The 23,694-nt window shown below is 59.8% G+C and carries 27 protein-coding genes; 17 read left to right on the plus strand and 10 right to left on the minus strand.

All coding sequences use genetic code 11. The features are described from left to right. Positions 1-67 precede the first annotated feature (67 nt). From pglX to I9P22_RS04380, 7 genes are read right to left on the minus strand one after another with little or no spacing between them, the layout of a single operon-like run. Positions 68-1,666 carry a BREX-1 system adenine-specific DNA-methyltransferase PglX gene (gene pglX / locus I9P22_RS04350; RefSeq protein WP_233253205.1) on the minus strand — a complete coding sequence of 533 codons (1,599 nt, stop codon included), beginning with the start codon at positions 1,664-1,666 and terminating at the stop codon, positions 68-70. Next, positions 1,666-2,166 carry a hypothetical protein gene (locus I9P22_RS04355; RefSeq protein WP_199258163.1) on the minus strand — a complete coding sequence of 167 codons (501 nt, stop codon included), beginning with the start codon at positions 2,164-2,166 and terminating at the stop codon, positions 1,666-1,668. Before I9P22_RS04355 ends, pglX begins: the two co-directional genes overlap by 1 nt. Beyond that, on the minus strand, positions 2,163-3,344 hold the full coding sequence (locus tag I9P22_RS04360; protein ID WP_199258164.1) for an AAA family ATPase: 1,182 nt from the start codon (positions 3,342-3,344) through the stop codon (positions 2,163-2,165). Before I9P22_RS04360 ends, I9P22_RS04355 begins: the two co-directional genes overlap by 4 nt. Continuing rightward, positions 3,344-6,865, minus strand: coding sequence for a BREX system P-loop protein BrxC (gene brxC, locus I9P22_RS04365; protein WP_199258165.1), 3,522 nt, complete (start codon positions 6,863-6,865; stop codon positions 3,344-3,346). The genes I9P22_RS04360 and brxC overlap by 1 nt, the downstream gene beginning before the upstream one ends. Before the next feature lie 4 nt (positions 6,866-6,869). Continuing rightward, positions 6,870-7,472, minus strand: a complete 603-nt coding sequence (locus I9P22_RS04370) for a DUF1788 domain-containing protein (protein WP_108641831.1) — start codon at positions 7,470-7,472, stop codon at positions 6,870-6,872. Beyond that, entirely contained in the window at positions 7,469-8,113 is a 645-nt protein-coding gene (locus I9P22_RS04375) for a DUF1819 family protein (RefSeq protein WP_199258166.1), read from the minus strand. The genes I9P22_RS04370 and I9P22_RS04375 overlap by 4 nt, the downstream gene beginning before the upstream one ends. Beyond that, a complete protein-coding gene (locus I9P22_RS04380; RefSeq protein WP_199258167.1) occupies positions 8,110-8,964 on the minus strand; it encodes a WYL domain-containing protein in 855 nt (284 codons plus the stop codon). The genes I9P22_RS04375 and I9P22_RS04380 overlap by 4 nt, the downstream gene beginning before the upstream one ends. A gap of 201 nt (positions 8,965-9,165) precedes the next feature. On the opposite strand from I9P22_RS04380, the gene I9P22_RS04385 reads away from it, so the two are divergent. From I9P22_RS04385 to I9P22_RS24515, 3 genes are all read left to right on the plus strand, one after another. Next, positions 9,166-10,464 carry a peptidoglycan-binding domain-containing protein gene (locus I9P22_RS04385; RefSeq protein ID WP_199258168.1) on the plus strand — a complete coding sequence of 433 codons (1,299 nt, stop codon included), beginning with the start codon at positions 9,166-9,168 and terminating at the stop codon, positions 10,462-10,464. A 140-nt stretch (positions 10,465-10,604) separates the two neighbouring features. After that, positions 10,605-11,084, plus strand: a complete 480-nt coding sequence (locus I9P22_RS04390) for a thermonuclease family protein (RefSeq protein WP_199258204.1) — start codon at positions 10,605-10,607, stop codon at positions 11,082-11,084. Positions 11,085-11,205: 121 nt separating this feature from the next. Continuing rightward, positions 11,206-11,961: a hypothetical protein gene (locus I9P22_RS24515; RefSeq protein WP_233253206.1), complete on the plus strand. Its 756-nt coding sequence runs from the start codon at positions 11,206-11,208 to the stop codon at positions 11,959-11,961. A gap of 103 nt (positions 11,962-12,064) precedes the next feature. Here I9P22_RS24515 and I9P22_RS04400 read toward each other — a convergent pair whose 3' ends face one another. The 3 genes from I9P22_RS04400 to I9P22_RS04410 all read right to left on the minus strand — a co-directional run bounded on the left by I9P22_RS04400 (position 12,065) and on the right by I9P22_RS04410 (position 13,089). Beyond that, positions 12,065-12,289, minus strand: coding sequence for a hypothetical protein (locus I9P22_RS04400; RefSeq protein WP_199258169.1), 225 nt, complete (start codon positions 12,287-12,289; stop codon positions 12,065-12,067). 166 nt (positions 12,290-12,455) lie between these two features. Beyond that, positions 12,456-12,713: a helix-turn-helix domain-containing protein gene (locus I9P22_RS04405; RefSeq protein ID WP_199258170.1), complete on the minus strand. Its 258-nt coding sequence runs from the start codon at positions 12,711-12,713 to the stop codon at positions 12,456-12,458. Positions 12,714-12,837: 124 nt separating this feature from the next. Then, positions 12,838-13,089, minus strand: a complete 252-nt coding sequence (locus I9P22_RS04410; RefSeq protein WP_072794323.1) for a hypothetical protein — start codon at positions 13,087-13,089, stop codon at positions 12,838-12,840. A gap of 210 nt (positions 13,090-13,299) precedes the next feature. Between I9P22_RS04410 and I9P22_RS04415 the strand changes: the two genes are divergently transcribed. Genes I9P22_RS04415 through I9P22_RS04480 form a run of 14 tightly spaced genes read left to right on the plus strand, consistent with a single transcriptional unit; the run spans position 13,300 to position 23,690 of the window. Then, positions 13,300-13,653 carry a hypothetical protein gene (locus I9P22_RS04415; protein ID WP_076535508.1) on the plus strand — a complete coding sequence of 118 codons (354 nt, stop codon included), beginning with the start codon at positions 13,300-13,302 and terminating at the stop codon, positions 13,651-13,653. Positions 13,654-13,696: 43 nt separating this feature from the next. Continuing rightward, on the plus strand, positions 13,697-14,311 hold the full coding sequence (locus I9P22_RS04420) for a lytic transglycosylase domain-containing protein (protein ID WP_199258171.1): 615 nt from the start codon (positions 13,697-13,699) through the stop codon (positions 14,309-14,311). Then, positions 14,308-14,601, plus strand: coding sequence for a TrbC/VirB2 family protein (locus I9P22_RS04425; RefSeq protein ID WP_199258172.1), 294 nt, complete (start codon positions 14,308-14,310; stop codon positions 14,599-14,601). Before I9P22_RS04420 ends, I9P22_RS04425 begins: the two co-directional genes overlap by 4 nt. Further along, entirely contained in the window at positions 14,594-14,872 is a 279-nt protein-coding gene (locus I9P22_RS04430) for a type IV secretion system protein VirB3 (RefSeq protein ID WP_199258173.1), read from the plus strand. Before I9P22_RS04425 ends, I9P22_RS04430 begins: the two co-directional genes overlap by 8 nt. Then, entirely contained in the window at positions 14,862-17,237 is a 2,376-nt protein-coding gene (locus tag I9P22_RS04435) for a VirB4 family type IV secretion/conjugal transfer ATPase (RefSeq protein WP_199258174.1), read from the plus strand. Before I9P22_RS04430 ends, I9P22_RS04435 begins: the two co-directional genes overlap by 11 nt. Next, positions 17,234-17,401 (plus strand): hypothetical protein, encoded by a 168-nt coding sequence (locus I9P22_RS04440; protein ID WP_199258175.1) that lies wholly within the window; start codon positions 17,234-17,236, stop codon positions 17,399-17,401. Before I9P22_RS04435 ends, I9P22_RS04440 begins: the two co-directional genes overlap by 4 nt. Beyond that, positions 17,391-18,545, plus strand: a complete 1,155-nt coding sequence (locus I9P22_RS04445) for a lytic transglycosylase domain-containing protein (protein ID WP_199258176.1) — start codon at positions 17,391-17,393, stop codon at positions 18,543-18,545. Before I9P22_RS04440 ends, I9P22_RS04445 begins: the two co-directional genes overlap by 11 nt. Beyond that, on the plus strand, positions 18,545-19,354 hold the full coding sequence (locus I9P22_RS04450; protein ID WP_199258206.1) for a type IV secretion system protein: 810 nt from the start codon (positions 18,545-18,547) through the stop codon (positions 19,352-19,354). The genes I9P22_RS04445 and I9P22_RS04450 overlap by 1 nt, the downstream gene beginning before the upstream one ends. A 17-nt stretch (positions 19,355-19,371) precedes the next feature. After that, positions 19,372-20,025, plus strand: a complete 654-nt coding sequence (locus I9P22_RS04455) for a virB8 family protein (RefSeq protein ID WP_199258177.1) — start codon at positions 19,372-19,374, stop codon at positions 20,023-20,025. Between the two features lie 2 nt (positions 20,026-20,027). Beyond that, a complete protein-coding gene (locus I9P22_RS04460) occupies positions 20,028-20,723 on the plus strand; it encodes a TrbG/VirB9 family P-type conjugative transfer protein (protein ID WP_199258178.1) in 696 nt (231 codons plus the stop codon). Next, positions 20,720-22,099: a TrbI/VirB10 family protein gene (locus tag I9P22_RS04465; protein WP_199258179.1), complete on the plus strand. Its 1,380-nt coding sequence runs from the start codon at positions 20,720-20,722 to the stop codon at positions 22,097-22,099. The genes I9P22_RS04460 and I9P22_RS04465 overlap by 4 nt, the downstream gene beginning before the upstream one ends. A gap of 4 nt (positions 22,100-22,103) precedes the next feature. Then, positions 22,104-23,099, plus strand: a complete 996-nt coding sequence (locus I9P22_RS04470) for an ATPase, T2SS/T4P/T4SS family (RefSeq protein ID WP_199258180.1) — start codon at positions 22,104-22,106, stop codon at positions 23,097-23,099. Beyond that, a complete protein-coding gene (locus tag I9P22_RS04475) occupies positions 23,086-23,280 on the plus strand; it encodes a DUF4177 domain-containing protein (protein WP_199258181.1) in 195 nt (64 codons plus the stop codon). The genes I9P22_RS04470 and I9P22_RS04475 overlap by 14 nt, the downstream gene beginning before the upstream one ends. Further along, positions 23,277-23,690 (plus strand): hypothetical protein, encoded by a 414-nt coding sequence (locus tag I9P22_RS04480; protein ID WP_199258182.1) that lies wholly within the window; start codon positions 23,277-23,279, stop codon positions 23,688-23,690. Before I9P22_RS04475 ends, I9P22_RS04480 begins: the two co-directional genes overlap by 4 nt. The last annotated feature ends 4 nt before the right edge of the window (positions 23,691-23,694 follow it).

Below are 23,694 nucleotides of genomic sequence, written 5' to 3' on the forward strand. Positions count from 1 at the left end.
CCCTCGCAGCCGTCAACGCCATGATTTATATGCGAAATATCACGATTACGACAGCGAAATCAGCGACTTACTTGGAGAATGTGGGTTCAAAAGAAGAAAGGAACATCCAAGATTGCATGTTGATCATGGCCATTAGGCCATTCTTCCGAGACAGTGCGAGTGCCCTTTCCATGAACATTGCGAAAAGGTCTGCCTTGCTGTCAGGATAAGAAGCTTTCGCAAAGTCTTGAAGTTTTTCATTCATCCCTTTCCCGCCCATATACGGCGGGTTGGCCACCACCACATGGTTTTTCGGCGACAGCGCCTCGGCCATGCTCAGCACGACCAAAATACGTTCATACGCGGCAGGGGCCAGATCGTTAGGACCGAACAGTGCCTGCCATTTCTTGCGCATATCACCTGCGTCGCGCAGTTTCGGCACGATCAGCGAGCCGAAGTTCTTGGCCTGCTCGAACTGCCCCAGCGTTTCGCGCAGCTCATCGGTGAACAGATCCTTACCCACCACGGCGGCCACGTCCTGCATCTCGGGGTGCGTGAAGCTCACGTTCTGTAACACGCAGATGTCGGGCTTTGCCTCCATCCGCAGGAACCGCCGCCGCCCCAGCTTGGCCGCCGCCTTCATCGCCAGCGCAAAGGCCGCCAGCGCGCCCGCACGGTCGTCAATCTCCACACCGGTCAGGTTGTGCGTCAGGATCAGCGCAGGGATCTCTGTCGCGTCATAGCCCTCTTCCTCGTAGATGGCGTAGAGCAGGTCAAAGGCATAGGTCAGCATGTGCCCCGACCCGCAGGCCGGATCACAGATCTTGATCTCTTCGGGCTTGCCGATCTTCAGGAAGTCCGTCTCGGGCTCTTCCGGCGCGATGTAGTACTCCATCTTCTCGGCCAGCTTTGACCCCGGTCGGTTCAGCAGCCACAGTCGGCCCAGCGAGTTCTCGACCAGGTAGCCGACGATCCAGTGCGGGGTGAAGAGCTGCGTCGCGGCGGGGATATTGTCGGCCTCGATCTTCTTGTTCTTCTTGAGCGAGGCGAAGACTTGGTCTTTCTTTTCGGAGATGTAGAACTGATAGAGCCAGCCGATTATCTCAACGTCTTGGCAGGCATCCGGCGTCATAGCCTCACGTAGGTAGGCGAGGATAGAGGCATTGGACAGCAAGTCGGCGGGCAGCAGGAGCTCGGTGTAATCATCGATCCGCTCGAAAAGAAACGGCATGCTGGTCTGCCAGGAATTGCAGATGGCGACGAGAAGCAGCCGATACGCCTCGGCCTGAGGATCCTGGCTGGGGATCAGCCCCTCCAGCAGGTCACTGACCTTGCGGCGGGTCGCCTCGGGCACGAGCTGTTCGTTGATGTTTCCGGCCTTCGCATCCGCGAGGATCTCGGGCTGGAACTGCCCGGGCAAGGGAGAGACGACACGAACCGCGCTGATCTCGTTCACATCAAGGAATCGCAGGGCAGTGAAGCGATTGAACCAGATGTAGGCGACCCGCTCCACAACTTCTTCTTCGCCGTGCTGGGCAATGCTGGCCTCAAGCTTCTTGAAGGCAGCCGGATGTTCGCGCTGAGCGGCAGAGCCTTCAGCGGACACCGCCTCGAGTTTCGCGGCGACCTGTTCAATGAGCGCGCGCCGCGCGAACTGAGCAAACTTCTTGAGTTTCGTGGTGTCCATCAGGCCGCCCCCTCGCTAATTCGGCGTAGTGACTGCTCTCCGAATTGTCTTTTCCATTGTTCAAAATTCAGGATGATGCAGCTCGCGGCGCAATCGTCCGCCCAGTCCGCATGCCTGATCGGAATGGCCTTCCGCAGTTCATCTTGTTTTGCAAGCAGCAAAGCATTGTCTAGGTTCTGCATTGAGAGCAGGACAAGATAGAGGACTTTACGGTCATTCTTGCCCTGCGCTGATCGGAAGAAAAGGGTATCCCGAAATTTGCCCGCGAGGCTTTGAACCAGCTTTCCGGAGTTCAATTTGGTGACAAAAGCAGCAGGGTTTTCAGCCCCGGGAATGTCAGGGTCCTTGATCTCAACGAACAGGTAATGCGCCTCGTATTCTGCGATGAAATCGACGCGCTGGACCGTACTGCTTGCATGGTAATCGCTGTCATCGAAATGGATTACTACTTGTGCCTCGGGAAAAGAGAGCTCCAGGTCGAATTCCTGCACCGTCGTCATAACTCAATACCCTTCAGCGACCGCTCAATTTCCGCCTCGTAAAGTTCTCCGAAGGTCTTCGATATGCCCGTTGTCACAAGCTGTCCGTAGTCATCTGTCGAATAGACAGACATCCTTCCGTCTTCATCGCGCCTTTGCAGCACGTGATATCGGACATGGTCCTCCTTGCCTTTCTTGTCCATTAGCAGATCCAGCCACTTCAGAAGCACGTAGTCGTGGGTGGCGACAACAATTTGCTGACCATTTCGCGAAAGCTCCAAAAGGACTTCAACCACTTCCTTCATCAGCTTTGGGTTCAGGTTCGCTTCCGGCTCGTCCCAGAGAAGAACGCCGGTTTCTCCGGGATTTATTGACCCGTTGCTTAGTAACCGATGAAGGACGCCAATCTTCCGATATCCTTCGGCTGTCATTCCAGTTGGGAATGGCTGGCTATCGCTCGAAACAAAGCGGGTTTGTGTCGAATCTTGATATGCCCTCGCAGTTTGCGACTCGGACCGTGATGGATCAGCCTTCAGCTTCTCTTCATATCGCCCCGGCTCAAAATCGAAGCCGCCGCCGTCCTTCAAACGATACCTGCCTCCAACAAGACCAACCAGTTTGCGAATGACGGTAGACAGCCGTGGGTCCTCCATGGAGTCGGGTATCGCTTCGTCAGAGCCGGACTGCACAAGAAGTTCCGCCAAGTTTACATAGCCACCATCGAAAATCATCTCGACAGTAGCGCGATCATGTTTCGGGTGGCGAATGCCGTGAACCAAGGAAAGTACTTCCTTGGTCGGGATGTAGACAGGCTTGTCTGCAGGCTGAGGGTCAACAGCACCTGAGGTGAATTCCAAATATTGAGACCTCGCACTGAAAGCCACCTCTAAGGAGACCTCATCGCTGTTCACCAACCGTAGCCGTGTCGGTGATGAAGCTCCTTTAGAAGAAAGGGTTCCTACCCTGTTGTCTTCGGTTGAAAATATGCGCAGAAACTTTCCTGATGCAGAGGCTGCGAAACCCTCGTCTGCGCGATCAGGATATTTACGGTCCGCGATTAGCCCCAAACCATAGATGGCCTTCAGCAGATGGGTCTTTCCCGTCCCATTGGAACCGATAATGACATTGACTTTCGGGGACAGGGAAAGCTCCAACTGCTCGAACGCAGTGAAGTTCTCGAACTCGATCTTGGTCAACATCAGACGATCACCTTCTTGCCCGCGCGGATCTGCTCCAGCAGGGTCTTCTTCATTGCGTCGACATATTGTTCGACGTCCGCCTCTTCTGTCAGGTAGGGCTTGGCGAAGCCCACTTTGATTTCCGAAGCGTTGACATAGGTGGGCTGCGGGGCGGGGGCCGAGGTTTCGCCCATACCGGGGTTGGGCTGCGGCTGCGCGGCCGGTCGACTGAGCCGTTCGACCTCCGCCAGTATGCGCGGCAGCAGATCGAGCTTCGCACCGTTTGCCCTGTCGCGCAGGATCGGGATCATCTTGACGCTGTCGAGCCCGGCTTTGTGGCTGTCGATGTTACGCTTGATGTGCGCTTGGTCATTTGCTGAGAGTGCCTGAAACTCTGGCGTCTGCGCAACTTTGGCCGAACACTCATCGATGGCCGTGATCACGGCCTTGCGCTCCTCGAGCACGGTCAATTCCACGCGGTCCTTCAGTCCGTAAAGTTCCGTCTTGAGGGATTGAATGGCCGTGCCTCTGTAACAGGTAGGATCTGCCAGCGTGCGGGCCAAGGCCTCGCCCGCAACAGCATCGACGTAGGAAATATTCGCTTCCTGATCGCGCAAAAAATCGCGCGCATCGTCATAGATCTCGCGCTGTGCGCCGCCCATGAAACTGCGGACCTTGTCGAGCACGTCTTCCTTGGCGTCGAGCAAGTCGTCTTCCTGCGCAGCAGGTTCAGTTATGTACCATGTGGCGGGTTTGCCCGCCATAGCCGAGACTTTCGCCGCCAAAGGCTCAAGCGCTACGACAAACGGATACTGGGCTTTCTGGGCCAGCAGCTTTCCCAGTTCTTCCGACAGTGTCCGAGTGCTTTCCAGCCATTCCGCCCCAATCGTGCGGGCGTCGGTGCCGTCCGTGGGGAGATCAAACAGCTCTTTGTAGAGCTCCTTCGCCTTCCGAATTTGGGCGGAGGTGAACTCGGTCTGCGGAGTCAGAAGGACATTGGCCAAGGCATGGCTGTTATTGAGCGCCTTGGCGAGTTCGGCGCGCTCAAGCACCATGCTGTCCGAGCGAGCTTCGAGCTTCCCTTTACCGGATAGGCTGGCGGCGAGGCATAGAACTGCGGTGACAGGCCACCCATAAGGTTTACCGCCAAACCGTTCTGTAAGGTACTTGACGGAGACCTTCACGCCGATCCGGGCCTGAGACTGGACGTAGTTCAACACGTCCTGCTCGGCTTCGGTCAGACCTTCGCCGTTGTCGCCAAATAGCCCGCTTTCAGGCGTTGCGGCCTTCAGAATGTCGGCCTCGGAATAGGTCACCCCCCGCAACATCGGGAGGTTGACATAGACTTTGTCGACGAGGCCCTGGAAGCCTTTCACGATCCGCTCTTGTGGCTCTTCGCCGCCGATATCAAGCTCATCGCCGCGCACGAACATCCGCGCCTCTGCCATGAGCTTGCGCAAGCGCAGTTCGAGGTCCTTGTAGCGGCGGCTGTTCTGATCCCCCTTCTCCGCGACAATGCGGTCGCGCCCCGGCTGCTCTGAGCCTGCTCGGGCCTGCCGGATGAACTTGTCGGTTTGCTTGAAGAGCGTCAGATCACGAATGAATCGCACATCAGCTTGCAATACGACCGCTAGTTCCTCACGGCTCACATTCCGCATTCGCACAGCCTCGGGCGAGGCGACATCGTCGTTGAAAGGGCTGATCAGATTGATCGAGAGCTCATGCTCCCGGCCCAAGAGGTGATCGTCCAGTTTACGGCTGAAGCTGTATTCATTGCCGGTGGTCAGATGCTTGATCTTGCGATGGCGCAAGATCGTATCAAATGCCAGCGTCTCCATTTCCTTCGACAGCTCGGACGGGTCGACATCGAGCGCCTTGATCTCGGCCTCGACATCCTTCTCCTCGTTTGTCAGGAACTCATAGACCTCGCCATTGCGCTGGATAAGCGTGTTTCGTTCGAGGAAGGACAGCGCCTCCTCAATCTTGCGGCGTTGTTTGATCTGATCAGTATCGAACTCAGAGAGCAAAAGGACGCTGATGTTGCGCACCGTTGGCTTGAACTCCTTGACGTATTTGACAAGGAAGAGCGCTTTCAGCACCCGGATCGCAAATGGGTCGATGTCCTGGATTTCCTTTTCGGCAATCTGGATCGACTGTTGGACGGCAGACTTCAGGGCGGTGCGGATGCCCTCGAACATAAGATCGAACGTAGCAAGGTCGCCCACAGGCTGGTCCGCCATCTTTTTGGCGACCTCCTGGAACACACCCAGCATCGAGCGTTCGCCGACCGAGCTGTGCTTGCCCTCGAAAGCGTTGTGCTGAGACAGCGACGTGATTGCCATCTGGAACAGCATGTATTGGTAGGGCGGGAACGGGTAGCTTGAAACGAAGTGGGCGCGCCCATCAAAATTTTTCAGCTTTATTGACCCGTCCGTGAAATCGAAAAGGGTCTTGAGGTTGTTTTCTTCGCGATCATGCAGGTTGCCAAGCCTGACCTGACCTTCGTCGGTCTTGGATAATAGGCGACGCTGGATGACCTCTGCCACGTCGGCCGAGTTCAGCGGCATCTTCACGCCGAAGCGCGCCATAATCTTTGAGAAGTCCTGGGACTGGAATGCTTTACCGTCCCCGATGATGGCTTCCATGTCCTGTTGCGACGTGACGATGACCCAGGCCTGACCCTTGCATTTCGTATTCAGGCTTTCGGCGATGGTCTGCAGGTTCGTCATCAATTTGACGTTCTCGGCGATGTACTGGCCGACCTCGTCCACGTAGAAGTTCAACCGGAACTTTGGCCCCTGTTTGTCGATCCAGGCCTTCACCTTGATCGCAAAATCCTCGATTGAGACGCGCGTATCCGCCCGGTACTGGCCCAGAATATCCGCGGCATCCGCCGGGTCCCCGCCCGTGACCACGGCAAATGCGGTCGCAATGTTCTTCCGCTCAAGCGCTGCTTGCTCACGGCCTCGCTCCCAGGGTTTGCCTGCAGCGGTCTCATAAGCGTCCTTGAACGCAGCCAGCTGGCCGCGATCATCGAGGTCTCGTTCAAACTGCGCTATATGTGGCAGCTTTCCATAGTATCCGCAGGCTTCGTCGAAAACCTTCTGGAACACTGAGAGAAGCGCGTCGACGTCGGCTTTGGAAATGACGTCGGCCTTCTGGTCGATATTGAACAGGATCGATCTCGATGGCACGGAAACAGCCTTGCGCAGAGATCCTTGAAGCATGGGCTGATCGGCCAGCTTCTCTTCGAAGATGTCGAATGCCCGGACCCCATCCACTTCCCGGTTTTCCATGAGAAGGGCGAGCATCTTCAAGAGGTGCGACTTACCCGATCCGAAGAAGCCCGAGATCCAGACTCCATTGGCGGTGTCGTAGTTGTTATAGGCGTCGAGGAAGGTCTCAAGACGTTTTCCGATTTCATCGGTGATAACATACTCGTCGAGTTCGACGCGCAGGCTCGCCTCGTCGTCCGCTTTGATCACACCATCAATCGGGCGGTCGACAGGCTTTGCAAAAATGCTTCTCAGAGCGGTGGTCATCGGATCAGACCTCGTAGTTCAAAATGTTGAATGCACGGTAATACTTGTCGTCATGCAGCAGCCCGAAGAGATCAAGGGACCCTCCGGTTGCCGTGGAGTGCGTATAGCTGCCCGGGAAGAACAGGACGGTCGGCCTGTCCTTGGCCGTACTCTGGAGATTGTTGAGCACATTGTGCGAGCGGATATACGGATAGACCTCGCCCACACCGGAGAGAAAGATCACGTCATGCGGCTGAGCGGCGATGGCCGCACCAATCTTTGGGATCAGGTGCTCGTGGACATCAAGAACGCCCTGCAAGAGCTCGCGCAGCTCTGACTTCTCCATGTCAGGCTCTGCGGCAAGGATGTCTTCGAGGATGCCACGTTCCTCGAGAAGCCCAAGGGAGATATCGTAGAGGCTCAGGTCGAGCGCTGTCACGCCCGCATGCGCGATCCGCTCGATCAGGTCGCGTCGGTCCTCGATCATGGTGACGCCTTCTTCCGCCGGGAACGGGCAGATGAAAAATGGCACTTCGTTGCCGAGGCCTTGCTTGGTCAGGAACCGTTCGCTGGTGATGACCCGGTAGAGGTGCTCGGCGCGTTCCTTGCGTGACAACTGCGGGATCATGATGAGCCTCCCTCGATCGCAACGCTAGGGAACACCGCAAGATCGGTGGGGTCGGTCGCCTCGATTATCTGCCGCAACTGCTCCGAGAGATACGTCGATTGGATCCGGTTATCGCCAGAGATAACGCCAGCTTCCCGCATCATGCGGAATAGGATCTGCCGAAGCTTGTTGCGGGTGCTGTCGCTGATCGAGGCCAGCCCCTCATTCCAATCGGCTTTGGCATCAAAGAATATGTCGAAGCTCTCGAGCGGCAGGTCCAGCTGATAGGCGAGATACCGATCACAAATGACCTCAACAGCGAACTCACGCACGAACCTGTAAGCCCGACATGTGGCGATCCACAGTAGGTGCTGTTGTTCTTGTCGACCGGGCTCACTGACGAAAAACCGGATTTCGTCTTCGGTCAGCGTCATCAGGCGGTTGACGATTTCGCGGAGGGTGCGCCGGTTTGAAGCCGCCTTCGGCAAAGACGTCGCCCCCTCTTCGAGCGCGCGTGAAAGCGTTACTTTCCAATCTTCACCAGCTACGTGCAGTTCGGCGACGATCACGCTCTCGTTCAGAAACAGCCCCCCAGAGGTGAAGGACATTTTGTAGGGCTGGTGGTTTGCTCCGAAGTCTGCTTTCCGTGCTGCCATGGTCATCCAACGACCTCGTCTCGATTCAACAGCACGATCTGCTGGTCCTGCGGTTTTCGAGCGGCGGGGTCGGTATCAAGCCCCAGCCTCTTGAGCGCGTAGAACAACAGCGCGCGGCGGACTACGATCTGCGCGTGGCCCGCCTCCATGCCATAATCCATCTCTATCGCGCGGCGTTGGTTGTCGGAGAGGTCCGGATGCGGCCCAATCTCGAGCAAGACGTCTGTGTGCCAAGCGCCATCGGAGCTAGGGTCCGATGTAACAGGCCCTTGGTCCCCGACCTCCACGATGCGAGAGAGCAGGAAATCCTTGAAAACCTGGTCATTCTGGCAAAACGCGCGGGCATGCCAACGGAAGCCGTCAAAGGCAAGAGCATGGGGCTCGATCCAGCGCGCGCTTGGCTCAGGGCGCGACATCGACTGATAGGTCACCTGCAAGGCGGCCGGCAAACGGATCGCCGCGAGAACATCGCGCAGCGTTTCAGGTGCCACGCCTCGGGCAGGTGTCGGCGTTGCTCCAAAGCCCGGAAAGACGCTGATCCAGCTTTGCTCCGCGCTCACCAACCCCTGATCGACGGCCCGCAGCTGCGCGAAGTACTCCTCCGCATCGGGCTTGAGATATTTGGGCTTGAATTGTTTGCCGCGCAGGTAGGTGCGCAGGCTCTTGTCATAGACGAGGTTCCGCTTGGCCTGATCGATATAGGCGTTCAGGTCCAGCGATGCCTGCTGTGTTGAAACCCCGAACGCGTCCATCAAATCCCCTCGGTTTATCCGCCCCTGCCAGAACAGGCGAAACTCGATGAACTCATATCGACGTTCGACACCCCAGTTCAGCTGCTTGCCCTTCTTGCGAGTCACTTAGTGCCCTCATATATATGTCGCAAAGTTACACGCGTCCAGTTTTTAGATTGACTCACAAATCAGACCATATGACTCTTGAAGTGTCAGGAAGTCGATTCGTGACAAGCCCGTCGCGTTATTAGACGTATCACAAACTTGGGGGCTCGCCCCAGCATTACCCTCCCGCACCGCTCACTGGAAGGGAAAAGGAGCTTTTGCATGACGAAAATTCGTACGCTCACCGCATCCCTGTTGATCAGCACCTGCCTGACGGCAGGCGCCGTCGCACAAGAAAGCTCTCCGCTGGACGCAGAAATTGCAGCGATCGACAGCCAGATTTCCGAAGTCGATGCGACGATCTCCCGCTATGATGGGGGATTGATCCGTATGCTGGCCGAGAGCCGCCGCGAGGCTCTGCTTCTCTTGCGCACGGTCGTGGAGGCACGACAGGCGGCGGAAGCCGCTGGCGCGATGATCGAGGTCACCGTACCGGCGGTAGAGCCAGATCCAGAGCGCGCCGAGCAGCTTCTAGGAGAAATGGCCGCACAACAGAATCGTGTCGAGACCGCGGAGCGAGAAGCGGCCTCGGCAGGGGGATTGATTCAGGCGGTGGCCCTCAGCCGTGTGGAAACGGAAAAGCTCACGCTCGCTCAACTGCAAATGGCCTATCTGCAGGCCCGTTACGGCATCGCCTTCCCGGTGACACCGACCGGTACGAATTCAGCGCCGCCCATAACCGACCCAACTGCGCCCGCTGCCTTGATCCAAGGCGACGAGGTCGCTGAGACCGCACTACCTTGGGCCGACCCGGACCACCCGGACATCGACTACAGCCTCACGCCTTTCGAGCAGGCGCATAATGAAGGGGACCGGATCGCAGGCTGGTGGGTGATCAATGAAGAGCGTGCAGCAATCGACGACAGCCCGTCGGTGGTGGCCGTCAACTACTCTGCCTATGACGCGCGCAGCTTTGGGGGTCCTACAGCCCTACTCGCGCAATGCCGTGAGGGCGTGACGTCGGTGGTGTTTATCCAAGACGATTTCTTGATGAGTGCCATCCGACGGGATTCGTTCGACATCACCTACCGGATCGACAGCAATCCTGCGCAATCTACGCGCTGGAACGAGTTGACCAATAACAAGGGGGCCGGGCTCTTCGGCTCTGGCTCGGAGGGGTTCCTGCGCGGCCTTTACGATGCTGAAGCCTTCTTCATCCGTCTCACGGACGGCAATGGCCGACGGTACGATGCAGAATTTGATCTCGCCGGAATTCAGGATGCGATCGAGGCCGTGGCTGGTGCCTGCGGGTGGTCGACGCTCGATCTCTCGCCCGACGACTACCGCGCGATCCAGACTCTCCTGAACGCCGGCGGGTTTGAAGCGGGCACCCCGGACGGGGTCTGGGGTAACGGCTCGCGGAATGCGATGCGCGCATTCCAGGAGCAAAGGGGCTTGCCAGCCTCTGGCGCGCCAGATCGCGCAACCCTCGAGGCATTGGGCGTCCAGCCCGGCGAATAGCAACCTTGCCCACACAGCCCTGGCTCAAAATCCTCCCTGTCTTGTTGCAGTGGCCAACCGGCGGCTTCACAGGGCTTTAGTGTTCACTGCAGGATGATCCGTTTATGTCTGGTCACCTTTTCTCAAAACAGGTTCGTCTTATGCGCTGTCTACTCGGCTTCCTTCTGTTCTGGTTTGCTGCCGTCCCACAGGCACATGCCGATCGGTTGACCGGCGTTGCCAGTGTCATTGATGGCGATACTCTGGAAATCCGTGGGCAACGCATCCGACTGCATGGGATTGACGCACCCGAAAGTCGGCAGCTTTGTGCCACAGCCGAGGGTCAGCGCTGGCGATGCGGGCAGCGAGCGGCGCTGTCTCTCGCCGACAGGATCGGCCGCAGGCAGGTCAGTTGCACCGTTCGCGATACCGACCGCTATGGCCGCTTCATTGCGGTCTGTCATCAAGACGGTACCGATCTGAACGCTTGGCTTGTGCGTGAAGGGTGGGCCGTGGCTTATCGCCGATACAGCCGCGACTACATCCGCGATGAGACCGAAGCCAGATCCGCACGGCGCAATATCTGGTCCGGACGCTTTGACATGCCGTGGGACTGGCGCCGCGCGCAAGGTGGCGGATGATGAAGTGCGAGGCTGTCGGCTCGCGATCTTGCCTACCACCGCAACCGCAACACGCATCATCAATGTTGCAATAGTATATTTTCGTATGTATGCTGGGTGAAGATCGTCAAGGGTCCTTGCCATGCGCTTCGAATTCAAAAATCTCCCTCTGGTGGCCTTTTTAGCTCTCGCCTTGATCGGCCCAACAGTTCCGACGCAAGCACGCGCCCAAACCTATCAGATCGATTGCGCCATCCTGCTGTGTTTGTCCGGTGGGTGGCCGGCTTCCGTGCCATGCGCACGCGCGCGGGCCGAGTTCATCCGGCGCATCACACCATGGCCGGTGGAGCCGCCGCTGCAGATTTGGCGCTGCCCCATGGGTGCGTCTTACGATGGGCCTGCCAGGTCGCGCCCCACGGACCGGATCTTCGATGCCCTATATGGTGGTTCAGGAACCCCACCAAACTCTTCAGCCCCGCTCTTCGATCAGGCAGCCAAGGCTGGCGGAATGCTCGGGCTGAAAGGCTCCGACGCTGTCTGGGGGAACCTCGTGCGGGCTGATTACGCCCTCCAGCTCGTAGAAGACCGCGCCGATATCGATATCAGCGGGCCGGAATTCAATTTCGTGCGCTCCATCCGCGTCTTTGACGTTCGTTATGCCCGCCAGCACGAATCCGGGCGAGATGGCGACTGCAACCGCAGCGCCGTCGTTGTCCTCGGCACCTACGGGATCCAGGGCGATTTTTCTTGGAGGGCGTCGTCACCCGCAGCGCTTCCTGCTGCGCATGACGGTCTCGAGCGGTGGGGCGAGCACTGCCCGAACATTTATCACAGATCCGTCTTCGTAGAGTGGCGTGACTATAGCGGGAACTACGGCTTCGAGCAGGTCAATTACTGACTGTTGAGGCGCCACGACGTCGCGCAGAGCCTTGCACGAAATCAAACCTGCAACGCAGGCACACTCACACAATCGAGGGCCATAAAGGCCATGTTCTACCATGTCAGTCGTTGCGACAGGGCAGCTGCATGAGAGACGCGAAGTCAATTTCGGCTTTATCCGCATCGCAGAGCTCCGGGTAAATCTTTGAGACACGCTGCGGGCCATGGATGTCCCACCGGATTGCCAGAGCACCTGTGTTCCAGCGATATACCCAGCCGACAATGGTTTCTTCATCGGCTGCAATCAAATTGGCGATCGCGACGCCTTCGACCTCATTTTCGTTCACTGTTTACTGACTTCCTGCAATTTGGCGTTGCGGATAGCAGCTCAGATCCAAAGCGTTTGCTGCAACCGTGTGCCGGGCCTCGTTAAAATCGGTTACTGTTCGTCCTCGCGGTAACGAATTCACACTGGGAGAAGTCAGCTCCCGTGTTCTCGAAAGATGAAATGGCTCAAATCCGGTGGTCGGGCTCCGTGGCGGCTTCAACGATCGCCAGAACCTCGGAGGGGTCAAAGCCGATGGCGCGGGCGAGGACGACCAGTTCGACGACGTCGACCCGGCGCTGGCCGCTTTCAATGCGCGCCACGAGGGATTGATGGCACTTGAGCTTGATCGCCAAGTCCTCCTGACCGAGTCCCGCCTTGATGCGGGCGTCGACCAATGCTTGGCAGAGTGCCACCTGTCCTTTGCTTCTGATTGTCTTTGCCACGCGTCACATACCTTTTGTGACGTCGCTAGCGGATGAAATCTGTTATCTAAAAAGTAGATATATGAGGGTGTTATCGGCGTCTGGTTTCCATGGGCTGCAAGTCTGATGCTCCCGAGGTTGCCCATCAATCCCCTACCAATTGTAGAAATCGGCCATAGTCCTCGCTGACTTCGCGCGCTTCCTCGAAAGCGCGGGCGCGTTCGCTGTCGAGGCAACGGAAGTAGCTCTGGATATCCTGGATGTAGTTTTCGAAATCGCCACGGATGATGTCCGCATAGTCCCGCGCCGCCTGCGAATCGCTTGGTAGGAAGGGGCGGGCCGGGGCGAAGCAGGATTCCGCCAAAACCGGCCCGGGAACGCAGATTAGAAGGACTATAGCTTGCAATGGGAGCAGGCATGTCAACCTTGGGTTTCTCAAACCTGTTATCTCCTTGATCGCAGACACTGGCCGTGACTAGTGTTTGCGTGACCAAACTACAGCTAATGCACGATATTACATCTTGCGGTTGATAGTATACTATCGTAACTCTGGGCTTCAAGTGGGAATGCCTGGGGTCGCGCCATTGGAGAAAGCGTGAGCCGGGCCATGAACTGGGACATCGAAGCACCAAATGTGGTTACGGAAGCCAGGTTCCGCGAGCTCGTGGAAAGCGGCTATAGCGCAGAAATCCTGTGCCAGGAGTCAGCACATAAGAAAGGCCCCAGCTATTACGGGGTCTGGATCATGCGCGTTGTCTCTGACGAGGGCGTGGAAAAGCTCCTCGTCACCGCCCGCACGCGGACGACCTACAACGATATCAAGATCCGCGAGTTCAAGACGATCTCCGGCGTGGTGTCTTTCTTCATTGGCCTTGGCTTTGCGCATGTCGACCTGCCGCTTGAAGCGGGGACAAGCCGGAGCCACAAGCTCGCCCCATCAGACAAGGACGCTGGCAGCTAACCTCGTCTGCCTCTGGCTGGTCGCAGCACCTGCCTCAGCTCAAATGGTCCTGGTCATGGAGAGCGACGGCTCCCTGATCCCGTCCCGCTCCCAAAGCAGCTTTGCTCGAAACTACAATGACGGGATTGGTCAGGGTTCGGCCTCCGATGGGATCGCGATCTTCGGCGAGGTAGCGGCCGGGCAAGAGGGCGTCCAAGTCACGGCCCTTGCCCGCCCCACTCCCCTGCCCCGCGCCGATGTCCTCTCCGGGATTCAGACCACGGCCTTGCGCTATGCCGGCCATCCTGGCCTGCGTCGCGCGGGGCTTTCCGTGACGGATTGGCTGGCTCTCTATCGGGCCAATATCGAGGTTGAGAGCGCCTACCGGCAGGATGCGATTTCAAGTGCAGGTGCCATTGGCCTTGGTCAATTGATGCCAGCGACGGCGCGTGATCTGGGCGTCGACCCGCGTGATCCGCTGCAGAACCTCGACGGCTCTGCCCGCTACCTCGCGATGATGCTGGAGCGCTTCGGCGATCCGCATCTGGCGCTGGCGGCCTACAACGCGGGGCCGGACGCCGTGCGCCAACACGGTGGCATTCCCCCTTACCGAGAAACCCAGAACCACGTGGCCCGCGTCATGGCCGTCGTGGCCCGATTGGAAGGATCAAATTCATGAAACAGATTTCAAACTTCTTTGTCGCCTCGCTGGCGCTATTCCTGTTCATTGCCGAGCCCGCCCTTGCACAGAGCATCGATCTCTCCCCGATCCAGAGCTTGTTGCAGGGCATCGTCGATGCGCTGACCGGCCCACTTGGCGTTGTCATCGCGACGCTTGCCGTTCTCGGGGTCTTTCTCAGCTGGTTCTTCAACATCATCGATCTGCGCCAGGCGCTCTGGGTCCTCGTGGGCATCGCTGGTGTTGCCGCCGCCCCCACCATCGTTGCCGCGGTCTTTGCCGGTGGCTGAGCGCACGCCTCTCTTTCTCGGCCTCGTGCGCCCGCCGAAGCTTCTGGGCCTGCCCATCATGTACGCGATGGTCTGGCTCTTCGGTTCGGTGCTTCTCTTCGTCTGGGTCCAGCACATCGCGGTGCTGGGCGTGGCCGCCCTTCTCTATCCGGTGCTGTGGAAGGCCGCAGATTGGGACCCGCGTTTCATCGACGTGATGATGACGGCGCTGCAGGAAACGCCACCCACGCGAAACCACAGCATCCATGGCGGGGACAGCTATGCCCCGTGATGACGCCCGTGATGCTGCGCTCGACCCCCGCACAATGACGCCGGACTGGTATGCGCGCGAGACCCGCCTCGCGCATATGCTGCCCTATGTGAGCCTCGTCGACGACCAGACCGTGCGGACCCGGGTGAACGAACTCTTCCGGTGCATCCGGCTCGAGGGGATCAACAGCTACACGACCGACGATGCCTATCTCGACAAGGTGACGGCACTTTTTGCCCGCATCGTCGCGCAGCTCGGGCCGGAATTCAGCTATTACGTCCACAAGGTCTCCAAGGCCATCAAACCAGATCTCGACCCAATTCGTGAGGACAGCTTCGCAGGCGAGGTGGACCGGCGCTGGCGCGCCAAACTCGAAACCAGCGGGCTTCGCGACAAGACACTGACGCTCACCGTCATTCACCGCCCGCCCCCGAAAAGCCTCTTGCCGTTCCTCAGCCGCAGCGCGCCGGACCGCCTGAGAGAAGAGACCCGCAAACGCCAGCAGCGCCTGGGCGAGGCCGTGAACGTCTTTCTGTCTGGCCTCGCCGAGCTCAAACCGCGCTTGCTGTCGGCCGCATCGGGGGAGTTGGTGGGGTTTCTGGGGGCTCTCAACACGGGCACCGAGCTGCCGCTTTATCCGGCAAACACCTACGGCTTTTTGTCCTTCAACGTCGCCAATACCCGCGTGACGTTTCATGGCGATCATTTCGAGCTTTCCGAAGGCGTCGTGGGGCATCGCTACGGCAAGAGTTTCACCATCGGGGAATACTCGGAAGGCACCTCCTGCACCATGTTCGACATGCTGAACCTGCCGGTCGACATGATCGTGACGCACTCCTTCACGCCGATCAATTCGAACCTCATGGCGGGCCGCATCAAACGGCAAAAGCGCCAGATGCAGGCCAGCCAGGACGCGGCCCTCTCGCTCCTGGAAGCCCTCGATATCGCCGCCGATGATCTCGAGGCCAAGCGCCAAAGCTTCGGCGAACACCATATGGTCGTGACGCTCTTCTGCGAAACGCTGGATGAGCTGCAGACGCTCAGCGCCGAAATCGTGAACGCCGCCGCGACCGAAGGCGTGAAGATGATCGGTGAGCGGGTCGCCGCAAAGGCCCATTACCTCAGCCAGCATCCCGGCAACCAGCCCAAGCGCGTGCGTGCCAGCGCCGTCACCAATCGCAACTTCGCGGATTTCGCGGCCTTCCACCGAACGCAGCTCGGCAAACCCGCAGCACTTACCCCCTGGGGCCGGGTCATCACCTATCTGCCTACGCCCGAGCAAAGCGCCTACCGATTTTCCTATCACGAGCAGGGATCGCCCGACAAAGAACCGACCAGCGGCCATACCCTGATCATGGGGCGGCCCGGGTCGGGCAAATCGGTGCTTTCGGCCTTTCTGATGACCCAAGCCCGTCGCGCAGGGGCGCGGATCTTCGTCTTCGATTACCGTCTTGGTATGGAGATGGCGGTCCGCGCGGGTGGCGGGCGCTACGCGTCCCTGAACGCCGGTCAGCCCACAGGCCTCAACCCGCTCTGGACCGAGACCGATGCGCGCGGCACGGCCTGGCTCTCGGACTGGCTCGCGACGCTTCTCTACCGCGCCGACAAGCCCCTGACCCCGGCGCAGACCAACCGCATCCAGGAGGTCGTGCGCCAGAATGCCCAGGCCACCAATCCGGCACTGCGGAACTGGCGGGATTTCGCATCGCTTTTTGTGTCGACCGATGATGGTGGCGATCTGCACCAGCGCCTGCTCGAATGGACCGAAGACGGCCGCTACGGCTGGATCTTCGGGCAGAGCCTCGAGGACACGTTCTCGCTCAAAGGCGATGTGGTGGGCTTCGATCTGACCGGCATTCTCGACAGCGAGGCCGACAAGGAACGGATGGCGGTCCTGTCCTATCTCTTCCGCCGGGTCGAGCGCGAGATCGAGGACCGCCGCCCCACCATCATCGTGATCGACGAGGCCTGGAAGGCGCTCGACAACGCATATTTCGCGGAGCGGCTGTCGAACTGGCTGGTGACAGCGCGCAAGCAGAACACCGTCGCGGTGATGATGACGCAATATGCCAGCCAGCTTGAGCGCACCCGGACCGGCAAGACCATCGTCGAGGCCGTGCCGACGCAGATCCTGCTGCCCAATATCCGCGCGCAGCCTGCGGATTACGCCATGCTGAACCTCACGGAGAAGGAGCTCGACGTCCTTCTCAACACGGGCAGCAACAGCCGCCTCGCATTGATCCGCGACGATCAGGGCTCGATCGTCGTCGATGCCGATCTGAGCGCACTCGGGCCCAATCTCACCATCCTTGGCGGCATGGAAAAGGGCGAAGCGCTTGTCGGCTCCGATTACCGCGACCGCCCAGATTTTTGGAGGCTTTCATGATCCGTATTCTTGTCGCTTTGGCTGCGCTCGGCGCGCTGGCCTCCTGCACCCAGTACCGGGAGCCGCAGGCCAATTGCTTCACATTCCTCGCCTCCACGACAGCCATCTCGCCTGATTGCACATTCACGCCCCTTGGCGCACCGGAGGGCGACATTGAAGTCTAGCCTGCCTCATATCCTGGCACTTTGCCTGCTGCCCGGTCTCGCTTTGTCTCAAGGCGTGCCGACCAATGACAGTGGGCTGACCGCGCGTGACATCGTCGAGACTGGCGATCGCGAGGCTGACTTGGCCGTTCAGGCCGACAAGCTTGCCGTGCGCGAACTCATCGCGGAGATCGAGCGCGAACAGCTGGAAACCCTGCAACGCATCCTCGATGCCCAGACCAGCTTCGGCGGCCAGAGCTTGCCGGCTATGGTCTCGGGGCTAGAAAACGGCAGCGGCGATCCCGACCGCGCCGTGGAAGCCGTTTATGGCACGGGCGAGATCGACCCCAATCCCGGCGGTGCGCAGATGTTCGGGGATGCGGCAGAAAACATAGAGCAGCTCATCATCCGGGTCGCCCAGGAGACCAGCGGCTTTGCGGGTGTTGGCCGCGCAGGGCTCTCGCCTGTCCAATGGCGCGCGTTGCTGCAAGCGCTGATCTGGCAGGAAAGCCGGTTTACGATTGGGGCACGGTCTCCCGTCGGCGCCTATGGCCTCACCCAGATCATGCCGGGCACCGCCAGCGATCTGGGCATCAACCCGGAATATTACGACAGCCCCTACCTTCAGGTGCATGGCGGCGCGCGCTATCTCGCGACCCAGCTCAACACATTCGATGGCAACATCATCAACGCCCTCGCGGCCTATAACGCCGGACCCGGCCGGGTCTTCGAGTATGGCGGCGTCCCACCCTTCCGCGAGACCCAGCACTACGTCCAGGTTATCCCTGAACGCTACAATCTCTATCTGACCCGTATCGGCGGGATCGAAGCGCTTGGCACGATCGACCCCGCGCTTCTCGCCAATGCCAACCTCTCGCTCACGGGTCATGGGGCGGCCTTTTATGGCAGCAACTCACCCGCCGCGATCAGGCAAGCCGCCCTGCGTATTGCGGATATCGTCGAACGGATTTCCGAGACCGAGGATGTGCAGGAGAGCGTCGCGCTCAACACCTATGCCCGCGCCGAACTCGTGCGCCTCGTCGCTGCACGCATCCGACTTCAGGCGGCACGCACCCGCGTCCTTTCTGCCGAAGAGCTGGCCCAGGCCAGCGCCCGCATGGCCGAAGGCGCGTTCATGGATTTTACGATCAGGGAGATTGAATGATGGGACATCTGCTCTTGAGGACAGCTTTGGCCACGACACTTGGCGTTGGCTTGCAGTTCAGCGCCCTACCCCCTGCCGCAGCACAAGGTGTACCGGTCGTCGACACCCAGAACATCGCGCAAAACATCCAGCAGCTGCGGCAGATGATCGAAGACGAGATTCTGCAAAACGAGCAGCTGACGCAGCTCCGCGAACAGCTTGCCACACTCACGGATCAACTCGCGGAGCTGCAAAGAACCTATGAAGCGCTCACCCGACTTGCCGAGCTTCCCGAAATCATCCGGACGGAAATGGAAGACGAACTCAATGGCCTGCTCGACCAGGAGTTCGGGGACATCCTCGCCACGATTGAGGCGATCAAGACTGGGGATTTCTCGGGCCTCTCGGGCTCCGGCGCAGGCGAAATCGAAACCCAGATGGACCGGGTGCTGGCCGATCTCGGCTTCGATGAAGACACGCTCTCGGAAATGGCCACCAGCGGCAATCCCGGCGCCAACCGTGTCGCAACCCAGGCCACGACCGGCGCACTCGTCTCGGCCGCTGCCCAGAACAGCTATGAAGACGCCGGGCAATCGCTGGAACGCGTCGACCGGCTGGTCGGGCTGATCGATGACATGGACGAACTGAAGGAAAGCATCGATCTCAACACGCGCGTGACAGCTGAATTGGCCATCGCCCTCGTGGCGATGTGGCAGCTGGAAGCGATTCAAACGGTGGGCGATGGCACCGGCGGCGTGATCGATGCCGCCACCATCGCCGAGGAGCAGCGCTTCATGGATTTCACCTTGCCAGCCCTCCGGGCAGACTGATCGTGGGGGCCTGACGGGTGGCGACTGAACAAGAAATCATCGAGGAAGAACTGGTCTATGGTGCCTTACGCCGCGAACGGCTCTGGCAACGCCTTGGTCTGACAGGTCTTGTCTTCGGCATCATCGGCTGTCTGAGTGCCGCGGCTGTCTCGATCCTCGATGTCGACCCGCCCCCGGTTGTTGTCCCCTATGATCCCGCCACTGGTTTTGCCCTGCCCGAGGCGTCCGTTGGGGCCACATCCGTCACCGCCAACCAGGCGATCATCGAGGCGGAGGTCTTCCGCTATGTGACCGACCGGGAAGTCTATAACCAGCTCGACAACGATCTACGCATCCGCAGCGTTCTGCGCCGCTCGGACGGGGCCGCCGAGAGCGGGTTGCGGCAGATCTGGAACAGCGCCAACGAGAATTACCCGCCAACCGTCTATGGCCCCAACGCCAGGCTCGACGTGGAAATCCTCAGCATCAACCGGATCGGAACCAACCGCGCGACGGTCCGCCTGCGCAAGCGCCTGACGTCCATTAACGGCACCCAGACCGGCCTCTTCACTACGACGCTTCTCTTCGAGTTCCGCCCGGAGACCCGCCGCTCCATCGATGAGGTCTGGACCAATCCATTCGGCTTCACCGTTCTCGAATATTCCATCCGCTCCGACAGATTGGAGAACTGACGTTGTTGTTTATAAGATCGCTTATTTTTGTCATTGCCCTGTTGCCCGGCCTCGCCTCTGCCGAAGCCATCCCGCGTGGCGGTCCCAACGACAGCCGCGTGCGCTTGGCCACCTACCAGGAGGGTCAGGTCTACCGTCTCAGCGTCTCGCTTACCCATGTCACCACGGTCGAATTCGGTGAGGGCGAAAGCATCCGCTCGATCATCGCGGGCGATACCGAGGGCTTCGAGATCGATGGCGTGCCGGGCGGGCAGGCCTTCGCGATCAAGCCCGTCGCGCGCGGTGTCCATACCAATGTGACGGTCTACACGAACAGGCGAAGCTACTATTTCAACGTCGAGGAGGTCCGCAGCCCGACCTTCTACGTGGTGCAGTTCCGCTATCCGGAGGACGATGCGCGCCCGACCCGGGCCATCGCCGCCCAAGCACCAAACTACAATTACGGTGCCAGCGCGCGGACCGAGTTCACGCCAACCCGCATCTGGGATGACGGGACGTTCACGTATTTCGCTTTTCCAAGAAACGCGCCTGTGCCCGCGATCTTTCGCTACGCGGGCGGCCGTGAGCGCACGGTCAACACGCAAGCCCCTGAGGACGGCGTGATCCGCGTCAGCGGCGTGAACCGCCAATGGGTCCTGCGACTTGGCGAAGAGGTGGTCTGCATCGAGGCGATCCCGCCCGCGGAGGCCACCTCATGAGCGATACCGGGAACACCGAGCTGGAAAGGCGCCTCGCCGCCCTTGAGAAAGGCAGTGCCCGCGCGCCCATAGCGGCGCAGCGCCGGTCGCCCCTTCTCGCGCTGGTCGTGGTCCTCGTCATCGGCGCGGGTGGTGCCCTGCTTTATCTCCTCTCACAGCCCGACGAAGAGGAAGCCTTGCCGACGGCCACTCCGGACGTCTTCCAAAACGAAGGGGATGGCTTTGGCGCTATCGAGACCTTGCCCCCGCCCGAGCCCGAGGTTGTGTTCGTCGGACCAGACCCCGTCGAGCCCAACGCGGAGCTTCTGGCGCAGATCACCGCCCTGCAGGCCCAGATCGAGGAGTTGCGCAACGCCCCTGAACCAGTTGTCGAGGAAGACACCGCCGCCGCAGAGGCAATTGACGCGCTGACCGCTCAGATCGCTGCGCTACAAGCCGCCTCGGAAGCCGCACAGCAACGATTCCAGGACGAACTGACGGCGCGGGATCGAAGTCTTGAACAACTCCGCATGGATCTGGAACTGGCCCAACTCGAGGCCAGCCGACCCCAACCCGCCCCAGCGGGCCCCACGGAAGATGAGCTGCGCGCACGCGAGCAAGAGCGACTGCGCCGGGAGGAAGAAGCCCGGCGCATGGCCGATCTGGAGCGCCGCGCCGCGGAGGAACGCGCCTTCCAGGAGCGGCGCATCGCCTCGCCCACCATCGCGTTTGGCGGCACGTCAGGAGCGAATGAAACGGCTCTGACTGAACGCACTTTTGGCGAGGTGACGGATTTCGTGCTGAACGGGGCGCTGCCCTCGACGGTGACGCAGGCCGAGGTAATCGCCAATCCCTCCAACACCATCATCCAGGGCACCATGATCCAGGCCGTCATGGAAACCGCCCTCGACAGCTCCCTGCCCGGCCAGACCCGTGCCGTGGTGTCCGAGGATGTTTACAGCGTCGATGGCGCGCGCCTCCTGATCCCGCGCGGATCCCGTCTTATCGGGCGCTACCGCGCCGGCGTCGATATCGCGCAGCGCCGCGTCACGATCGCCTGGGATCGGATTATCCTGCCCGCGGGCCAAACCGTCCAGATCAGCTCCTTCGGGGGCGATGAACTGGGCCGTTCCGGTGTCACAGGTTTCGTGGACACGCGCTTTGCCGAGCGTTTCGGGTCGGCCGCCCTGATCTCGCTGATTTCGGCAGCACCTGGTGCCGCCGCCTCCGAGGTCCAGGATGAGACTACCGCCGACGTTCTCGAAGACGTTGGCGATGATCTGGCAGATGCCACGGACAGCGTCATCGGCGATTACCTCTCCATCGGCCCCGTCATCTATGTCAACCAGGGCGCCCGCGTCACGGTCATGGTCGACCGCGATCTGGAGATATTCTGAGCCCATGTCGCTGAGCTATCTGGAAACCTCACTCGACCGGATCGACGCCGCCGCCCGCGACGATGTCATCGAGATCTGCATCAACCCCGACGGGACCTGCTGGGGCGAATTCCAGGGCGATCACTTCATGCGCGCGCTGGACCAGAGGCTGACCGGCGTTCAGGTCAGGGACCTCGGCAACCAGATCGCCTCATCGGCCAATACCACGATGAGCAAGGACCGCCCCATCGTCTCGGTTTCGATCACCTACAAGGGGCGCCCGATCCGCGCACAGGTCATCACCCCGCCCGCCGTGCTCTCGGCCATGTCGATCAGCCTGCGGTTCTTCTCAAGCCTGCCACTCGAGGGCATTGCGCTCGATTTCCTCTTCGGAAAAGAGCGCAAGCTCGAAGACCTGCGCGTGGAAAAGAAGCGCGCCTTGCGCGCAGTGGTGGCCGCTGGTTTGATCGATGATGCGCTGGCCTTCTGCGTCGAGAACAAACTCAACATGATCGTCTCGGGTGGCACCTCCACCGGCAAGACCGTCGCCGCGCGCAAGATCCTCTCTCACGTACCGGCCGAGGAACGCATCGTGACCATCGAAGAAGCGGCCGAGCTTTTACCGACCCAGCCAAATGCCGTGACCCTCATCGCCAATCGTGACGCGGAATTCCAGACCGCCGATGTGCTTCTCACCGCCACGCTGCGCATGCGCCCCGACCGGATCATCCTGGGCGAGGTGCGCGGCAAGGAGGCCATGACCTTCCTCGAGGCCATCAACACCGGCCATGGCGGCTCCATGACCACGCTGCACGCAGAAACCCCGCAACTCGCCGTGCAGCGGCTTGCGATCGCAGCGCTCAAGACCGAGATCCCCATGACCTATGCCGACATGATCCAATACATCGAGAATTCCATCGACGTGATCATCCAGGCCGGTCGCCATGACGGCCGCCGCGGCATCACCGAATTTTACCTCCCCGGCGCAACTGAGATTGGAATTTCCCATGAAGACGTTTGAATACAATATCCTGTCCTTTCCCATGACCCGTAAGACCATCCTCTCCGACATGCAGGCCAGCCTGAACGAGAAGGGCGCAGACGGGTGGGAGGTGGTGTCGATCAGCACTTCGGAATTCGCCAATATCGGGCACACCGTTTTCCTAAAGCGCGAAACCACTACCATCGGAGCCACGGAATGAAGCCGGCGCGGCTAACCCTTGCGCTAATCGCGCTGGCCGTGAGCCTACTGGCTGTCCCTGCCTTCGCCGAGCGCAATATGGTGCCGACCCTCGATCGCAGCTTTGACGTCTGTCCGGACCGGCCCGCTGAGCCCAACTGGATGCAAGAAATACCCCTGCGCCAAGCCTATCAACGCGTGTTGGTCCAGGATATCTACCGCGCCCAGAATCTCGAGCGCATCATCGAGACCGAAAGCTGCGACTGTGAAATCCGGTTCCCGTCTTGGGACGCTGCCGAGGCGGAGTTTCATGAGCAGCACGCGAGTGACGAACGCTGGAAAACGCTGGAAGCATCCGACGCCTACAATCAGCGCGCCAACGACGTTCGCCTTGAGGCTAAAGCCATCTGCGAAACCGCAGGCAATTGGTAAGGCA

The organism is Paracoccus binzhouensis (assembly GCF_016446475.1).
Taxonomy (GTDB): Bacteria; Pseudomonadota; Alphaproteobacteria; order Rhodobacterales; family Rhodobacteraceae; genus Paracoccus; species Paracoccus binzhouensis.

Excerpts from the sequence above, each read along its gene's own strand:
- I9P22_RS04385 (WP_199258168.1), top strand. The coding sequence starts at position 9,166 with ATGACGAAAATTCGTACGCTCACCGCATCCCTGTTGATCAGCACCTGC.
- I9P22_RS04475 (WP_199258181.1), top strand. The coding sequence starts at position 23,086 with ATGAAGACGTTTGAATACAATATCCTGTCCTTTCCCATGACCCGTAAG.
- I9P22_RS04480 (WP_199258182.1), top strand. The coding sequence starts at position 23,277 with ATGAAGCCGGCGCGGCTAACCCTTGCGCTAATCGCGCTGGCCGTGAGC.
- brxC (WP_199258165.1), bottom strand. The coding sequence starts at position 6,865 with ATGACCACCGCTCTGAGAAGCATTTTTGCAAAGCCTGTCGACCGCCCG.
- I9P22_RS04370 (WP_108641831.1), bottom strand. The coding sequence starts at position 7,472 with ATGATCCCGCAGTTGTCACGCAAGGAACGCGCCGAGCACCTCTACCGG.
- I9P22_RS04375 (WP_199258166.1), bottom strand. The coding sequence starts at position 8,113 with ATGACCATGGCAGCACGGAAAGCAGACTTCGGAGCAAACCACCAGCCC.
- I9P22_RS04390 (WP_199258204.1), top strand. The coding sequence starts at position 10,605 with ATGCGCTGTCTACTCGGCTTCCTTCTGTTCTGGTTTGCTGCCGTCCCA.
- I9P22_RS04360 (WP_199258164.1), bottom strand. The coding sequence starts at position 3,344 with ATGTTGACCAAGATCGAGTTCGAGAACTTCACTGCGTTCGAGCAGTTG.
- pglX (WP_233253205.1), bottom strand. The coding sequence starts at position 1,666 with ATGGACACCACGAAACTCAAGAAGTTTGCTCAGTTCGCGCGGCGCGCG.
- I9P22_RS04425 (WP_199258172.1), top strand. The coding sequence starts at position 14,308 with ATGAAACAGATTTCAAACTTCTTTGTCGCCTCGCTGGCGCTATTCCTG.
- I9P22_RS24515 (WP_233253206.1), top strand. The coding sequence starts at position 11,206 with ATGCGCTTCGAATTCAAAAATCTCCCTCTGGTGGCCTTTTTAGCTCTC.
- I9P22_RS04470 (WP_199258180.1), top strand. The coding sequence starts at position 22,104 with ATGTCGCTGAGCTATCTGGAAACCTCACTCGACCGGATCGACGCCGCC.
- I9P22_RS04355 (WP_199258163.1), bottom strand. The coding sequence starts at position 2,166 with ATGACGACGGTGCAGGAATTCGACCTGGAGCTCTCTTTTCCCGAGGCA.
- I9P22_RS04415 (WP_076535508.1), top strand. The coding sequence starts at position 13,300 with ATGAACTGGGACATCGAAGCACCAAATGTGGTTACGGAAGCCAGGTTC.
- I9P22_RS04450 (WP_199258206.1), top strand. The coding sequence starts at position 18,545 with ATGGGACATCTGCTCTTGAGGACAGCTTTGGCCACGACACTTGGCGTT.
- I9P22_RS04420 (WP_199258171.1), top strand. The coding sequence starts at position 13,697 with ATGGTCCTGGTCATGGAGAGCGACGGCTCCCTGATCCCGTCCCGCTCC.
- I9P22_RS04435 (WP_199258174.1), top strand. The coding sequence starts at position 14,862 with ATGCCCCGTGATGACGCCCGTGATGCTGCGCTCGACCCCCGCACAATG.
- I9P22_RS04440 (WP_199258175.1), top strand. The coding sequence starts at position 17,234 with ATGATCCGTATTCTTGTCGCTTTGGCTGCGCTCGGCGCGCTGGCCTCC.
- I9P22_RS04465 (WP_199258179.1), top strand. The coding sequence starts at position 20,720 with ATGAGCGATACCGGGAACACCGAGCTGGAAAGGCGCCTCGCCGCCCTT.